The sequence below is a fragment of the Geothrix sp. SG200 genome (assembly GCF_022808935.1).
GTDB classification, from domain to species: Bacteria; Acidobacteriota; Holophagae; order Holophagales; family Holophagaceae; genus Geothrix; species Geothrix alkalitolerans.
Genome location: NZ_JAKZFR010000004.1, coordinates 64,720 through 80,067 on the forward strand (window position 1 = coordinate 64,720; position 15,348 = coordinate 80,067).

12 protein-coding genes are annotated in these 15,348 nt (G+C 69.9%); 4 read left to right on the forward strand and 8 right to left on the reverse strand.

The window, feature by feature from the left end:
• Positions 1 to 7: 7 nt before the first annotated feature.
• Genes ML539_RS09545 through ML539_RS09560 form a run of 4 tightly spaced genes read left to right on the forward strand, consistent with a single transcriptional unit; the run spans position 8 to position 6,623 of the window.
• The gene (locus tag ML539_RS09545) at positions 8 to 2,920 is read left to right on the forward strand and encodes a TAT-variant-translocated molybdopterin oxidoreductase (protein WP_243322834.1); all 2,913 of its coding nucleotides are present in this window, start codon (positions 8 to 10) and stop codon (positions 2,918 to 2,920) included.
• Positions 2,910 to 4,310, forward strand: a complete 1,401-nt coding sequence (gene nrfD / locus ML539_RS09550) for an NrfD/PsrC family molybdoenzyme membrane anchor subunit (RefSeq protein WP_243322835.1) — start codon at positions 2,910 to 2,912, stop codon at positions 4,308 to 4,310. The genes ML539_RS09545 and nrfD overlap by 11 nt, the downstream gene beginning before the upstream one ends.
• Positions 4,297 to 5,484: a quinol:electron acceptor oxidoreductase subunit ActD gene (locus ML539_RS09555; protein WP_243322836.1), complete on the forward strand. Its 1,188-nt coding sequence runs from the start codon at positions 4,297 to 4,299 to the stop codon at positions 5,482 to 5,484. The genes nrfD and ML539_RS09555 overlap by 14 nt, the downstream gene beginning before the upstream one ends.
• A complete protein-coding gene (locus ML539_RS09560; RefSeq protein WP_243322837.1) occupies positions 5,481 to 6,623 on the forward strand; it encodes a hypothetical protein in 1,143 nt (380 codons plus the stop codon). The genes ML539_RS09555 and ML539_RS09560 overlap by 4 nt, the downstream gene beginning before the upstream one ends.
• 187 nt (positions 6,624 to 6,810) lie before the next feature.
• On the opposite strand, the gene ML539_RS09565 is transcribed toward ML539_RS09560, so the two are convergent.
• The 8 genes from ML539_RS09565 to ML539_RS09600 all read right to left on the reverse strand — a co-directional run bounded on the left by ML539_RS09565 (position 6,811) and on the right by ML539_RS09600 (position 15,347).
• On the reverse strand, positions 6,811 to 7,035 hold the full coding sequence (locus ML539_RS09565; RefSeq protein ID WP_243322838.1) for a DUF6755 family protein: 225 nt from the start codon (positions 7,033 to 7,035) through the stop codon (positions 6,811 to 6,813).
• Positions 7,032 to 7,592 carry a Rieske 2Fe-2S domain-containing protein gene (locus ML539_RS09570; RefSeq protein WP_243322839.1) on the reverse strand — a complete coding sequence of 187 codons (561 nt, stop codon included), beginning with the start codon at positions 7,590 to 7,592 and terminating at the stop codon, positions 7,032 to 7,034. Before ML539_RS09570 ends, ML539_RS09565 begins: the two co-directional genes overlap by 4 nt.
• Positions 7,592 to 8,173 (reverse strand): 4Fe-4S dicluster domain-containing protein, encoded by a 582-nt coding sequence (locus tag ML539_RS09575; RefSeq protein WP_243322840.1) that lies wholly within the window; start codon positions 8,171 to 8,173, stop codon positions 7,592 to 7,594. Before ML539_RS09575 ends, ML539_RS09570 begins: the two co-directional genes overlap by 1 nt.
• A complete protein-coding gene (locus ML539_RS09580; protein ID WP_243322841.1) occupies positions 8,173 to 10,434 on the reverse strand; it encodes a molybdopterin oxidoreductase family protein in 2,262 nt (753 codons plus the stop codon). The genes ML539_RS09575 and ML539_RS09580 overlap by 1 nt, the downstream gene beginning before the upstream one ends.
• 2 nt (positions 10,435 to 10,436) lie before the next feature.
• Positions 10,437 to 11,549 carry a hypothetical protein gene (locus tag ML539_RS09585; protein WP_243322842.1) on the reverse strand — a complete coding sequence of 371 codons (1,113 nt, stop codon included), beginning with the start codon at positions 11,547 to 11,549 and terminating at the stop codon, positions 10,437 to 10,439.
• Positions 11,550 to 11,652: 103 nt separating this feature from the next.
• The gene (locus ML539_RS09590) at positions 11,653 to 12,099 is read right to left on the reverse strand and encodes an Rrf2 family transcriptional regulator (RefSeq protein ID WP_243294635.1); all 447 of its coding nucleotides are present in this window, start codon (positions 12,097 to 12,099) and stop codon (positions 11,653 to 11,655) included.
• Positions 12,100 to 12,170: 71 nt separating this feature from the next.
• Positions 12,171 to 12,917 carry a YwiC-like family protein gene (locus ML539_RS09595; RefSeq protein ID WP_243322843.1) on the reverse strand — a complete coding sequence of 249 codons (747 nt, stop codon included), beginning with the start codon at positions 12,915 to 12,917 and terminating at the stop codon, positions 12,171 to 12,173.
• 291 nt (positions 12,918 to 13,208) lie between these two features.
• Positions 13,209 to 15,347, reverse strand: coding sequence for an acetate--CoA ligase family protein (locus ML539_RS09600; RefSeq protein ID WP_243322844.1), 2,139 nt, complete (start codon positions 15,345 to 15,347; stop codon positions 13,209 to 13,211).
• Between the last annotated feature and the right edge of the window lies 1 nt (position 15,348).

Consider the following 15,348-nt stretch of genomic DNA (forward strand, 5'->3'; position numbering starts at 1 on the left):
AGATCCTATGAAGACCTGGAAGAGCCTCGGGGAACGGCGCGGGACGGTGCGGGCGCGGAAGGCGGAGTTCGAAGAGGAGCTGCCCGTGGGCGAGAGCGTCCGGCAGATCAGCCGCCGCGACTTCTTCCGCTTCTCCGGCCTGGGCTTCGCGGCGGGCCTGGCCCTGGGCTGCAAGAGCAAGGTGGTCGAGAAGGCCATGCCCTACCTCAACGCCCGGGAGGGCCTCACGCCCGGTGTGGCCCAGTGGTACGCCACCACCTGCGGCGGCTGTGCCGCGGGCTGCGGCGTCCTGGCCCGCAGCCGCGACGGCCGCCCCGTCAAGCTGGAGGGGAATCCCGACCATCCCGTGAGCCGCGGCGGCCTCTGCGCCATCGGCCAGGCTCAGACCCGGGGCCTCTACGACGAGGATCGCCTGCGCGGTCCGAAGCTGGCCGGAAAGGCCGTGGACTGGGCCGTCCTGGACGCCGACCTCCAGCGCCGCTTCGCCGAGCTGCGTGCTTCCGGCGGTGCCATCCGCGTGCTGGCGGGCACCATCCTCAGTCCGACCCTGCGCGCCACCGTGCAGGGCTTCATCGGCACCTTCAAGGACGGTCGCCTGGTGGAGGCGGATGCCCTCAGCTGCGCGGCCCTGGCCGCTGCGTATGAGCGCACCCACGGACGGCGGATGGTGCCGCACTACAAGCTGGAGGAGGCGGACCTCGTCGTGGGCATCGAGGCGGACTTCCTCGGCACGTGGATGGATCCTGTGGGCTTCACCCGCGCCTACGCCGACCGGCGCGGACCCGACAAGCCCCGGCCCATGTCGAAGCACATCCAGGTGGAGAGCGGCCTCTCGCTCACGGGCAGCAACGCCGATGAGCGCGTGCGCCTGGCGCCCTCGGAGGCCGTGCCCTTCCTGGAGGCCCTGGCTCGGCACCTGGGCCTGTCCGTGGAGGGCGGGGCGCTGCCGACGGCCCTGGCGGCGAAGGCGCAGGCCCTCGCCCACGAGCTGGAGGCGCACCGGGGTCATGGCATCCTCCTCTGCGGCCTCAATGATCTGCGCGCCCAGGAGCTCGTCGCCCGCATCAACTACGCTCTCGGCCACGAAGGCACCACCGTGGATCTGGCCCGCCCCAGCCTCCAGAAGCGGGGGGATGACCGGGCCCTGGAGGCCTTGGTGCGCGAGATGGCCGAAGGCCGGGTCGCCGCCCTCCTGCTGCTGGGCTGCAACCCCGTCTATGAGCAGCCGGCGGTGTTCGGCGACGCCTTCGCCAAGGTGCCCCTGCGGGTGTCCCTGGCCCTCATCGAGGACGAGAGCGCCGCCGCCTGCACCCACCTGGCCCCGGACCACCACTGGCTGGAGGCCTGGCGCGACGCGGAGCCCGTGACGGGCACCGTCTCCCTGGCCCAGCCCCTCCTCCAGCCCCTCTTCGCCACCCGCGACGCCGTGGAGAGCTTCGGCGCCTGGGCCGGGCGGCCCGCGCCAGCGCTCCAGGTGCTGCGCGAGCACTGGAAGACGGCCGTGTTCCCCCGTCAGAAGGCGGTGGGCGACGTCGAGGCGTTCTGGAACGCGGCGCTCCAGAAGGGGGCCGTGCAGGTGGATGCGGGGCCCGCGCCCCGGTACCGCGAGGGCCGCGTGGAAGGCGGGCCGCGCGCCGCGCGCACGGACGGCTATGAGCTGCTGCTCTACGCGAAGGTGGGCCTGGGCGACGGCCGCCACGCCCACATCCCCTTCCTCCAGGAACTTCCGGATCCCATCACCAAGGCCACCTGGGACAACTACGCCCAGGTCTCCCCGGCGGCGGCGGCGCGGCTGGGCCTGGAGCAGGGTGACCTGCTGCGCCTGCGGCCCGAGGGCCATGCCCTGGAGCTGGAGTTGCCCGTGGTGGTGCAGCCGGGCCTGGACGACCGCACCGTGGCCGTGGCCCTGGGCTACGGCCGCACGGAGGGCGGCAAGGCGGGCCTGAGCGTAGGGAAGAACGTCTATCCCTGGCGGACGTTCACGTCAGGCTTCCTGGCCGCCGAGGCCGCACCTCTCCAGGTGCGGCGGGGCCAGGGCCGCGTGGACCTCGCCTGCACCCAGGACCACCACAGCCTGGAGGGCCGGGAGCTGGTGCGGGAGATGGCCCTGGCGCCCTACCTGCGCGATCCCGCCGCGGCCCGTCCCCACGAACAGCCGGGGCCTTCCGTCTACGGCGAGCACCCCCACGGCGCCCATCGCTGGGCCATGGTCATCGACCTCAGCGCCTGCACGGGCTGCTCCGGCTGCGTGGTCGGCTGCCAGGTGGAGAACAACATCCCCGTGGTGGGCCGGGACGAGGTTCGGCGCAAGCGCGAGATGCACTGGCTGCGCATCGACCGCTACTACACGGGCTCCGAGGCCGAGCCCGGCGTCGTCCACCAGCCCATGATGTGCCAGCAGTGCGACCAGGCCCCCTGCGAGAACGTCTGCCCCGTGCTGGCCACGGTGCACAGCGAGGAGGGGCTCAACCAGCAGGTCTACAACCGCTGCGTGGGCACCCGCTACTGCGCCAACAACTGCCCCTACAAGGTCCGCCGCTTCAACTGGTGGGAGTATCCCCACGCCAGCGAGCTGGAGCGCCTGGGCTTCAACCCGGATGTCACCGTGCGCAGCCGCGGCGTCATGGAGAAATGCTCCTTCTGCGTGCAGCGCCTCATGGAGGCCAAGATCACGGCGAAGAACGAGGGCCGCGGGCTGAAGGACGGTGAGGCCCTGCCCGCCTGCATGCAGAGCTGTCCCGCCCAGGCCATCGTCTTCGGCGACATGCAGGATCCGGACAGCCGCATCAGCCAGGTGCTGCGCGATCCCAAGCGCTTTCTGGTGCTGGGCGAGCTGGGCATCGGGCCCGCCGTGAGCTACCTGACCAAGATACGAAACGTCACGCCAGAGGCGAACCGGGGAGGCCACCATGGCGCATGATGCCGACGTGCTGACCGCCGGCGGGATCCCGGCCGCCGAGGCCGAGCGCTACGGCCACAACCTGCCCCTCATCGACGGGAACAAGACCTACCGCCAGGTCACGGAGGAGGTCTTCGCGCCCACGGAGCGCCGCCCACCCCTGCGCTGGTGGCTGGCCCTGGCCATCACCCTCTCCATGCTCTCCCTGGGCGCCTGGGCCGTGGTCCAGACCCTCACCCGGGGCATCGGCACCTGGGGCCTCAACCGCACGGTGGGCTGGGCCTTCGACATCACGAACTTCGTGTTCTGGGTGGGCATCGGCCACGCGGGGACGCTGATCTCCGCCATCCTGTTCCTCTTCCGCCAGCGCTGGCGCACCTCCATCAACCGCGCCGCAGAGGCCATGACCCTCTTCGCCGTCATGTGCGCGGGCACCTTCCCCATCATCCACATGGGCCGGCCCTGGCTGGCCTTCTGGGCCACGCCCTACCCCAACACCCGCGGCTCCCTCTGGGTGAACTTCAAGAGCCCGCTGCTCTGGGATGTGGTTGCCATATCGACCTACTTCATCATCTCGCTCACCTTCTGGTACATCGGCCTCATCCCCGACCTGGCCACCCAGCGTGACCGCGCGAAGACCAAGCTGAAGCGCGCGATCCTCAGCGTGTTCTCCCTGGGATGGAACGGCTCGAATCGCACCTGGAGCCGCTACGAGATGGTCTACATGCTGCTGGCGGGCCTCAGCACACCTCTGGTGGTCTCCGTGCACACCATCGTGTCCATGGACTTCGCCACGTCGGTGATCCCCGGCTGGCACGCAACGATCTTCCCGCCCTACTTCGTGGTGGGCGCCGTGTTCAGCGGCTTCGCCATGGTACTTACCCTCATGATCATCGCCCGCTCGGTGATGGGCCTTCAGGAATACATCACCACCCGCCACCTGGAGGCCATGACCAAGGTGGTGCTGGCCACGGGGATGATCGTGGGCATGGCCTACGCCACGGAGTTCTTCACGGCCTGGTACAGCGGAAACCCCTACGAGCGCTACGTCTTCCTCAACCGGGCCCTGGGGCCCTACCAGTGGGCCTACTGGACCATGGTGGGCTGCAACGTGCTCAGCCCCCAGTTCTTCTGGTTCAAGCGGGTGCGCACCACGCCCTGGATGATCTTCGTCCTCACCATCTTCGTGAACATCGGCATGTGGTTCGAGCGCTTCGTCATCATCGTGACCAGCCTCCACCGCGACTACCTGCCCTCCAGCTGGGCCATGTACCGGCCCACCTTCATCGAGGTGGCCATCCTCATCGGCAGCTTCGGGCTCTTCTTCACGCTGTTCCTGGTCTTCACCCGGGTGCTGCCCATGATCGCGGCGAGCGAAGTGAAGGGAGTCCTCAAACATGGCGACCACTGAGCTCCGCAACTCCCGCTTCCGGGCCTCCTTCACCGATCCGGAGCAGCTCCTCCGCGCGGTGGCGTACCTGCGGGCCGCCGGACACCGCGTGCTGGACACCTACACGCCCTTCCCCGTGCACGGCATGGACGAGGCCCTGGACCAGCGCCCCTCGCGGCTGCCCCGGGCCTGCCTGGCCTTCGCCGCCCTGGGCCTCGCCCTCGCGGCGGGCCTCCAGATCTGGACCTCCGCCGTGGACTACCCGCTGATCATGGGCGGCAAGCCCCTCCTGGCCATCCCTGCCTTCATCCCCGTGGCCTTCGAGCTGACGGTGCTGCTGGCGGGCCTGGGCGTGGTGGCCAGCTTCTTCCTCGTGGCCCGCATGCGGCCGCGGTGGCGCGTGCCAGACCTGCATCCGGGCGCCAACGACGACCGCTTCATCCTGGCGGCGGAGCTGGCCACCGATGTGCAGTTCCCCGCCGTAGCCCGCGACCTGGCGGACCTGGGCGCCCTGGAATCCAGCCTGCTGGTGGAGGACCGCTTCCAGCGGGGCGGATCCTTCTGGGATCGTCCCGCAGGCGTCGGCGCCCTGCTGCTGGCCTGCCTTCCGGCCTTCCTCATCCTGCTCCTGGTGCCTGTGCTCAACCGGGACTTCCAGCGCCGGAACCTGGCCTGGGACGGCGGCATGGGTGCGCCCCTCTCGGCCCAGGCCTTCGACGCCAGCGGCGTGCTGCCCGGCGGGAAGGTGCTCCAGGCCCCGCCGCCGGACACCCTGTCGCGCCGCGGCGAGCCGCCCCTGGCCTACGGGCCGGGCAAGGCCGAGGCGGATCGCGCGGGGCGCGAGCTGCCGAACCCCTATCAGCCCACCCAGGCCCGCTTCAATCGCGGCAAGCTCGTCTTCGAGCGGGTCTGCGCCACCTGCCACGGCCGGGAAGGCGACAACAACGGCAGCGTCATCGTGGCCCGCGGCGCCTTCGCGCCCACGGTGCTCGTCTCCCCCGTGGTGCGGGACATGCCGGACGGCCGCCTCTTCCACATCGCCACCTTCGGCGGCCCCACGAAGATGAAGGGCTACGGCGACCTCCTCAGCCGCGAGGACCGCTGGAACGTGGTGCTCTACATCCGCGAGCTGCAGAAGGCCGCCCGGCCCGGGCCCACCGCCTCGACGCCCGCTTCCACGGGAGCCCAGCCATGAGCCAGACCTTCACCGTTCCCGTCCGCGACCTCACCAAGTCGGGCATCCCCACGCTGGCGGACATCGGCGAGCGTCTCCGGGGCGGCGCCTGGGCCTTCGTGCTGCTCGGCGCGGGGCTTCTGGGCCTGGGCCTGGTCCTCCAGGCGGAGCGGGGCTGGGGGAACCTGCTGCTCACGACCTTCAATTTGGCTTGCGTGGGCCTGGGCGGCCTCTTCCTGCTGGCCATCCAGTCCATCACGGGGGCCCGCTGGAGCGACCCCATCCTCAAGGCCCACCGGGCCATGCCGGCCCTCCTGCCCCGGGCGGGCCTGCTCATGCTGCTGCTCTGGTTCGGGGCCGCCACGCTCTACCCCTGGGCCCGGCCGGACGCGGCCACCCACGAGGCGCTGCATGGTCGCCTGGGCTGGCTGAACCCGCCCTTCTTCTTCGGCCGGGTGGCCCTCATCTTCGGCGCCTGGATCTGGACCGGACGCCGGCTCACCCAGCAGGGGAAGGGCGCGGCCCCCTTCATCCTCGTCTTCGGCCTCACGTTCTCCGTGGCCAACTTCGACTGGCTCATGTCCCTGGAGCCGGTGTGGTCCAGCACCATCTTCGCCATCTACGGCTTCTCGGGGATGTTCCTCCAGGGCATCGCCATCGTCACCATCAGCGCCATCGTGCTGCGGCGCGTGGGCCTGCTCCCGGCGGTGTCGAAGGCCCAGAACCACGACCTGGGCAAGCTGCTCTTCGCCTTCAGCTGCTTCTGGGCCTACATCTTCCTCAGCCAGTTCCTGCTCATCTGGTACGCCAACCTGCCCGAGGAAACCGGCCCCATGCGCCTGCTGCTCCAGGGCCGCTGGATGCCCCTCTTCTACCTGAACCTGATCCTGAACTTCGGCCTGCCCTTCGTGCTGCTGCTGGGGCGGAAGGCCAAGACCAGCGAGGCCGTGCTGCTGGCCACCTGCGCCCTCCTGTTGGCGGGCCGCTGGCTGGACCTCTACCTCCAGATCATGCCCCCCGTGCTTCACGGCCTGACCCCGGCCTTTGGTCTCGCCGAGCTGGGCGGTATCCTCCTCCAGCTGGGCCTGGGCCACCTCTCCTGCTGGCCCGTCTTCATGAAGGACGCCAACCCCGCCCAGGAGCTGCCCCAGGGCGGGTGAATGACCCTCGGGAAAGATCAAAGCCTCCACGAAGGACACGAAGACGCCCCTCGGGCGCAGGAAGAACACGAAGGAGCAGGGCCTTTCGAAAAACTGGAGAGTCCCTGCCGCACTGGCCTTCGTGTCCTTGCCTTCCCTTCGTGTCCTTCGTGGAGATCCTTTCTCCGTTTCTCCGAGCTGCCGATCCCTACTCCTTCGGCCCGTGCTCCACGGTGCTCCGGAAGGCCAGGAAGAGCGCGATGGCGCTGAGGGCCAGGGAGACGAAGAAGGCGCCGGGGAGGACGCTGCGCTGGCCGTCGAGGACGGCGCCCAGGACGGTCTCGAAGAGGTAGAGCTGGATCACCAGCAGCACCAGAATGACGCCCAGGGCGGCGGGGGAGATGCGGACGCGGGAGGTGGGGGCCGGATTCATGCGGTCACCTCGCTCTTGTCGCGGGGGCAGGCCGCGCGGTGGTCCAGGGTCTCCAGGGTGGGCTTGGGCAGCTCGCCCACGGCCCAGAGGCTGCCGTCGGGGCGCACCTCCAGGGCGATGGCGGCCAGGGGCCGGCTGGGCGGGCCCTGCACGGGGAAGCCGCGATCCGGTTCGAAGAAGCCGCGGTGGCAGGGGCACTCCAGGCGCTCGCCCGCGTAGCGCACCGCGCAGCCCAGGTGGGTGCAGGTCTGCCGGTAGGCCCGCAGCTCGCCCTTGGGGGTGCGCAGCAGGATGCAGGCGTCGTGGGCATCGCGGAACTTGAAGAGGCGGCTCTGGCCGGGCTGAAGATCGGCGGCCAGGCCCAGGGCCACGGGCAGTTCGGCGTGCCTGGCCTCGGGATCGGAGGCGCCCTCCAGGGGCGTCTTCCGCCACCAGAGGTAGCCGATGCCGGCGGTGAACCCGGCGCTCACCACGGCCAGGAAGCGGGCGAACTCGCGGCGGGAGAAGTGGCCCTCCTCGGCGAGCTCCAGGGGGAAGGCGCGGCGCCACCAGGTCATCAGAGGCCTCCATCTATAAGCAAAGCCGCATCCAGGTGCAGGGGCGTGTCCGGATCGGGCACCATGATGGCGTTCTTGGTCTTCACCCGCACACTGCCGATGAGGAAGTCACGCAGGGGCTTGTTGTGGCGCAGGTTGGCCACCTCGTCCTTGCGGACGAAGAGCAGGGCCTGGCTGGGGCAGACGGTGGCGCACATGGGTTTGTGGCCCACGGAGGTGCGGTCGTAGCAGAGATCGCACTTGAGCATCTGCTCCAGGCCCGAGAACACGATGGGTACGCCGAAGGGGCAGCTCAGCTCGCAGTTCTGGCAGCCGATGCAGCGGGGTTTCTGGGCCGCGTGCACCACGCCGTCCTCGCTGCGCTTGATGGCGTCCGATGGGCAGACCTGGGCGCAGATCGGATCCTCGCAGTGCATGCAGACCGTGGGCACCGTCTGCGGACTGTCGAAGCGGTCCATCTCGTCCAGGTGGATCATGGAGCGGCCGCGGTGGGTGCCGCACTCGGCGCAGGCGCCCACGCAGGAGCGGCAGCCAATGCAGCGCTGCGGATCAATAAAGAAGCCGTAGTCCTGGGGCACCATCAGAACACCCGCTCAGGCATCTGGGACTGGGTGCTGCGGGCCTCGAAAGCCATGCGCTGCAACTCCGCCAGCTCGGGGGAGAACTGGTCCTTGGTGGTCCTCTTCAGCCGCACGGCGCTCACCTTGAACTCGGGGATCTTCGAGACGGGATCCAGGTGCCGGGCCGTGAGGCGATTGGCCGACAGGGCCCCGGCCCAGTGGTAGGGGATGAACACGGTATCGGGGCGGATGGTCTTCACCACCTTGGCGGGCAGCACCATGGAGCCCCGCCGGGAGGTGATCTCCACGGCATCGCCTTCCGCCAGGCCGTATTTCTCCGCCAGGCGCGGGTGGATCTCCAGGTAGGGGTGCGGGCACTGCTCCACCAGGAAGCCGATGCGCCGGGTCTGGGTGCCGCTCAGGTAGTGGAAGACCACGCGGCCCGAGGTGAGCCAGATGGGGTACTCGTCATCCACCACCTCCGCGGGCGGTCGCCAGGGCGTGGGGATGAACTTCGCCTTGCCGTCGGGGTGGAAGAACTGCCCGCCTTCGAAGAGGCGCGGCGTGCCGGGGTGATCTTCGGTAGGGCAGGGCCAGAACACGCCCATGTTCTTGACGATCTTCTCGTAGGTGATGCCCGCATAGTCCGCGGTACCGCCTTTCGACGCCACCCGCAGCTCGTTGAAGATGTCCTCGGGCGTCTTGAAGTGGTCGAAGTACTTCCCGCGGCCCAGCCGCTTGGCCAGCTCCACCATGATCTGCCAGTCGGGGCGGGCGTCGCCGGGGCAGTCCACGGCCTTGTTAATCTTGATGACGCGGCCCTCGGCGCTGGTGGTGGTGCCTTCATCCTCCTCGTGGAGGGCCGAGGGCAGCACGATGTCGGCGTGCTGCGCGCTCTCGCTGAGGAAGAAGTCCAGGCAGACGAAGAACTCCAGCTTGCTGAGGGCCTCGCGGGTGAACTGCGAGTCCGGCAGCGAGACCAGCGGGTTGAAGCAGAGCAGCAGCAGCCCCTTGATCTCGCCGGCGTGGATGGCGTTCATGATCTCCTGGGCGCTCTGGCCCACGCCGGGCAGCTCGTCGTCCGTGCAGCCCCAGACCGAGCAGATGTACTTCCGGTGCTCGGGGTTGCTGATGTCGCGGTTGCCCGGCAGCTGGTCGCACTTGTGGCCGTGCTCGCGGCCGCCCTGGCCGTTCCCCTGGCCGGTGATGGTGCCGTAGCCGCAGCCGGGGCGCCCGATGCGGCCGGTAGCGAGCACCATGTTGATGCAGCCCAGCACGTTCTCCACGCCCTTGCTCTGGTGCTCGATGCCCCGGGCATGGAGCAGGAAGCTGGTGCGAGCCTCGCCCCAGATGCGGGCGGCCTTCTCGATGGCGTCCACGGGCAGGCCCGTGACCTGGCTGGTCCATTCCGGCGTGCAGTCCTTCACGGCCTCGACGGCCTGCTCGAAGCCGCTGGTGTGGGCGTTCACGAAGTCCCAGTCGATGAGCTTCCACTTGTTCAGCAGGTGCAGGATGCCGTTGGTGAGGGCCGTGTCCGTGCCGGGTTTCAGGGGCAGCACCAGGTCGGCGGTGCGGGCCAGGGGCGTGATGCGGGGATCCACCACGATGAGGAGGGCGCCGCGGTCCCGGGCCCGCCAGATGTAGTCGGTGGTGATGGGCGAGCACTCGGCCACGTTGGAGCCGGCCACCCAGATCACCTCGGCCAGCTCGATGTCAGCCCAGGAGTTGGCGGCGCGGTCGACGCCGAAGGCCTTCTTGTTGCCCGCGCCGGCGCTCACCATGCAGAGGCGGCCGTTGTAGTCGAGGTTCTTCGTCTGCAGGCCCAACCGCGCGAACTTGCCGGCCAGGTAGCTCTTCTCGTTGGTCAGCGACACGCCGGACAGCACGGCGAAGGCGTCCTTGCCATGTTCCTTCTGGATGCGCTGGATTTCGGAGACGGTGCGGTCCATGGCCTCGTTCCAGCCCATGGGCTCGAAGCCGTGCTCCGTGCGCTTCATGGCCTTGGTGAGGCGGTCCGGGTGGTTGCCCTGGAGGTAGCGCTTCACGCCCTTGGGGCAGAGCTTCCCCTGGTTGAAGGGGAACTCCTCCCAGGGATCGAAGCCGATGACCTTGTTGTCCTTCACCTTGAGCTTGATGCCGCACTGCTGGCCGCAGAAGCAGCAGTGGGTCTCCACCACCTTGTCGGGGGTGGGATCGGACAGCCAGCCCCCGGGAGGGGCGAGGTTCAAGTGGGGGCCGAACTGGGCGCGGAGCTGGTCCTGTGAGAGGGGAAGCGTGCTCATGGTCAGGCCTTCAGCGAGGTGGGATCGGGGATGGGCTCGGCATGCACCGGGATGGTGGCGAAGGGATCGAAGGCCCCGTGGAGCCGGTCGCCCTGGGCCTTGGCCACCAGGCGCCGCTTGCACCTGGGGCACAGGTCCAGGTGGTGGACGGACGCACTGTGCCGGGCGCCATCCAGCTCCAGCACCTTCCACAGCTCGCCGAGGTCGCGGCGCTGGTTGGCCCGGATGAAGGGCGCGCCGCAGCCCTTGCAGGCCAGGCGGCCCTCGGCCTCGCCTTCAGCCTTGTAGATCGTCACGCCCAGCTGGGCGGGCCGCTGCACCACGTGGAAGAGCTTGCCGAAGGGCAGGCCCAGCAGCAGGAGGATGACCGTCAGCTCGTGGAGGAAGGCCAGGGTGGCGAAGTTGCGTCCCTGGAGCCACTTCTCCGAGGCGGTGAGCATCAGGCCCGTCATGCTCACGGCGATGAGGAGCACCAGGGGCAGCAGGTCCAGGTCGAAGCGCTGGGTGGCGGTGTCTCCTTCGTCCTGCTTGCGGCGGATGAGGCTCAACACGCAGCCGGCGATGACCATGACGGCGGCCAGGTCGAGGATGTGGAAGCTGCAGAAGGCGATGAAGCTGTCGAGGGGGAAGGAGCCCGCGGGGAAGCCCAGCACCCAGGCCTGGTAGCGGGTGGCGTCCAGGCCCTCGCTGGTGAACCGGACCCAGCCGAAGACCAGCGGGATGGTCACCGCGAAGCCCAGGAGGCAGCCCCAGGCCAAGAGGGCGTGAGCGCCCCAGCGCTTGATGGAACGCTTCTCGATGAACCGCTGGAGGAGGATCTGGTCCAGGGCCAGCAGGGCCATCTTCGGCAAGGCCTTGAAGACCCGGGGCGAGAACAGGGTGCGCAGGGTGTGGCGGAAGTACATCCGCGTGGCGGGCCGCTCGATCCAGGAGACGTAGCGGTAGGCCACGCCGAAGCAGGCGAAGAGGGTGGCCAGCAGGTAGCCCAGGAGGGCCGGATCCAGCCAGCGCCCGCCCCGGCTGCCCAGGGCCACGGCCACGCCAAGGGCCAGGGTGGCGAGGGCGGCTCCCAGCAGGGGCCGGGCTTCGAGGTCGAGTTCGGCGAGGAGGCTCATGGCTGGGCTCCAGGGGCATGCGGGGTGGAAACGGACCGATAAGTCCTAATTTAGGGCAAAACCGGGGCGATTCAAGGCGCAGGATCCAGATCCAGGCCTGAGCTCAGGGCTTCTCGCAGGGCGGCCGGCCCTTGCCATCCTTCTGGTGCCGCAGGTCCATGAGCTGGAGGTCCCGGATGGTGGCCTCGGTCATGGACGTGGCGACCTGGGCTTTCACGGCGCCCCAGGCCTCGTGCAGGGGGCAGGGGTGGTCGCCGCCGCAGGTGGGGAAGCCCATGATGCAGCCGTCCATGGAGTTCGGACCTTCCAGGGCCACGACCACCTCGCCCACGGTGATGCGGTGGGAGGGACGCAACAGGCGGAAGCCGCCCTTGGGGCCCCGCACGGATTCGAGGATCTCCGCCTGCACCAGGCCCTGGAGGATCTTCGCCAGGTAGGGGCCGGGGATCTCCAGACGGGACGACAGGTCCTTGGCCAGGCAGAAGCTTCCATCCTCGGGAAGGGCGGCGAGGGCACGGAGGGCGTAGCCGGTGGCGGTCGAGAAGATCATTCCGGAATATTACTTCCGATTTGTAGCTCAGGAGGGGTGATTCTGGAGTCCATCCCCAGTTGTGATCGAGATCAGAGCAGGGCCCGCCAGAGGAGCAGCAGGCCCAGCACGCTCAGGCCGCCCTCCCGCCAGCCCAGGGTGCGGGCCGGGAGGGGTCGGTAGGGGGCCAGGGCCCGGAGGTAGAGCAGGCCGGTCCAGGCGGTCCAGACGAGCCCGAACGTTCCACGAGGGGCCAGCAGCAGGGTGGAAACTCCGATCAGCAGGAGGTGGAGGACGTGGACGGGAACCCTGCGCCGGTCCAGTTCCTCCGCGGCCAGTTTGTGGGCATGCCCGAGGAGACGCCGCACATGGGCGAGGTTGGCGCCGCCCACCAGGGCCGTCAGCAGCCAGGCCCGGCCGGCTTCGGGAAAGGAACTCCCTCCGGCCGCGAGGATGGCGGCGGCCAGGCCCGCGAAAGCGCCCTGGGCGGCCAGCTCCACGGCCAGGGAACGCACGGCCCGCTGGAGGTCGGCCCGGAGAGCGAGGAAGACCAGGGGGGCCGCGAGGGCGAGGGGAATCAGGAATCGCGGGCCCGAAAGCCAGAGGGCAATCCCTCCGAAGGCCCCTGCGAGGCATCCAAACATCAGCAGAGCACGGACCTGGAGAGGATCCCGCTGCCCCGTGAGCACCCGCCGGAGGGGTGGCCGAGCCAGGAAGAAAGCCAGGGTGGCCAGGCCCAGGCCCAACCCGGCCAGGCTCGGCCGGACCAGAAGCCCCAGCACCAGTGGGAATCCGAGCATGAACCAGCTCCCGTGCTCGGCGGGCAGGAGGGTGCGCATGGGGGGCAGGATTCGGGACATTTCGGCCCTTTCAGGTCCGAAATAGAGTCTGACCTCAGATCCTGCTCCTGGCCATGCCGAAGGTCACAGGAGGGGGATAAAGAAAGAACGGAACGCGAAGGGCGCGAAGAAAAGCGCGAATGACGCGAAATAAGGACCTTGGGCTCTGCGAGGAACCCTCCGTGCCTGGGGCGGCGTGGTGCAGTTCGGGAAGAGGTGTTCACCGCAGGGCGATATCCCTTCGCGCGCTTCGCGTCCTTCTTGGCGCTCTTCGCGTTCCAGCCCTTGTCGTTACTGTTCTGTGGCGATGAGCCGCAGGCCCTCCAGGGCCTCCTCCATGGTGAGGAAGACGGGGAGGCCGGCCTCCCGGAGGCCCTGGCGGTAGGCGTCGTAGATGGCGCCGCCTTCCACGGCCACGCCTACCCACTTGCCGCTCTCCCGGGCCAGCTCGGCCAGGGCCTTCGCGAAGGGGCCGAAGGCCGCCGGGTCGGCGGTGCCCAGGCGGCGGGTGAGAGGCACCAGACCCACCACCACGGCGTCGGCCTCCGACTGGAGCAGCAGCCTGGTGCCGGCCAGGTAGGCGGCCTCGTCGGCCATGGGTGTGAGGTCCAGGGGCAGGCGGGGGCTCACGAGGCCCGTGAGACCGTGGGCCTCGATGGTGGCCGTGAGGGCTGACGTCTCGGCTTCCGTAAGCTTCGCGCCCCGGAAGGGGCCCGTCAGCAGATCCGCCGAGGCCACGGACTCGAAGCCCGCGTTGGTCACGATGGCCACGCGACGGGGTGTGCCCTCGGCGTAGGCCGCCAGCCAGGAGAGGGCCGCGTCGAAGGCCTCGATGCGCTCGGCGAGCATGGCCCCCGAGCGGCGGAGGACGCTGGCTTGCAGGGCGTGGTCGCCGGCCAGGGCGCCGGTGTGGCTGCTGGCGGCGGCCATGCCCTCCTGGCTGCGCCCGCCCTTGTAGAGGAGCACCCGGCGGCCGGAGGCCCGGAGCTGCTTCGCGGCCTCGGCCGTGGCCCTCAGGTCCCCGGGGGCGAAGCCCTCCAGGTAGGCGCCCACCACCTTCACCGCCGGGTCCGAGCCGAAGCCCGCCAGGAAGTCCGAGCAGCGCAGGTCCATCTGGTTGCCGATGGCCACGGCGGCGCGGAGGCCCAGCTCGGGGCGGCGGCTCAGGCGCGTGATGAGGAAGGCTCCGCTCTGGCTCACCAGGGCCGCATGACCTCGGTGGGGCCGCAGGGGCAGCTTCTCGTCGGGGATGAAGAGGGTGTTCAGATCCTGGTCGGGGCTGTAGAGCCCCAGGCCGTTGGGGCCCACCAGGGCGGGGGTCCACTTGCCGGCGCGGCGGTGCTCGTCGAGGCAGGCCACCAGCCGCTTCCCGAGACCCTCGGTGTCCGCACCGTCCCCCAGGCCGCCGGCCACCACGTAGACGACGGTGGCGCCGCCCCCCTGGCGGCAGAGCTGCTCCACCACTTCCAGCGTCAGGGGCGCGGGCAGGGAGAGGATGAGCTGGTCCGTGGGGGCCGTGGCCAGGTCCGCGACCGAGCCGAGGCAGGGCAGGCCCAGGAACTCCGTGGCACCGGGCTTGATGAGGCGGATGGTCCCCGCGGGGAGGGCGGAGCGCTGGACGTTCTCCAGGATGATCCGGCCCACGGTGCCCTCGCGGCTGGAGACGCCGGCGATCACCAGGTCGCGGGGCGCCACCAGGGCCCGGTACCAGGCGGGATCCGGTGTCGCGGGCGGTTCGATCGCGGCCGCCTCGAGGGTGCCCACGCCGTCCAGGGCCGTGGGCAGACCCTCGCTGTCCAGCACCACGGGGTTGAGCTCCAGGAGGGTGACGCCTTCGCGGGCCAGGCCTTCGGCCGCCTTCCACAGGCCCTGGAGGAAAGCCAGGAGCTTCGGTTCGTCCGTGAGCGCCTCGGCGCCCCGCTGGCGGCCCAGCCACGTGCGGCCCAGCCAGTGCTCGCCGAGATCCGCCAGGGCCTGCTCCGGTGTGCAGAGGGCCAGGGGCCAGATCAGGGGCGGGGCCAGGGCGGCCCAGGCGTCGGCCTGGAGGCCTCCGATGCCGCAGACCACCAGCCAGCCGGCCTCGGGATCGCGCTTCAGGGAGACCAGGGCCTCCGTGGGCAGGCCGGCCAGGCGCTTGAACGCGACTTTCTCGCACACCAGCCCCCCGATCCAGGGATGGCCGGAGACACGCTGCTTCATGGCGGCCGCTTCGGCCTTCAGGGCTTCGGGCTCGAAGGTCCCGAAGTGGACGGCGCCCTGGTCGGACTTGTGCCAGAGCTGGTCGGCGATGCCCTTGAGGACGATGGGCTCGCCGGGGGCGAAGGGCAGGGGCCCGGTCTCCAGGAAGCCGTGGCGGGGTACCCGCAGGCCAGCGGCGGCGAGCAGGCCGTAGGCCCGCCCCTCGTGGAGGAATCCCGTGGTCGTGTGCATG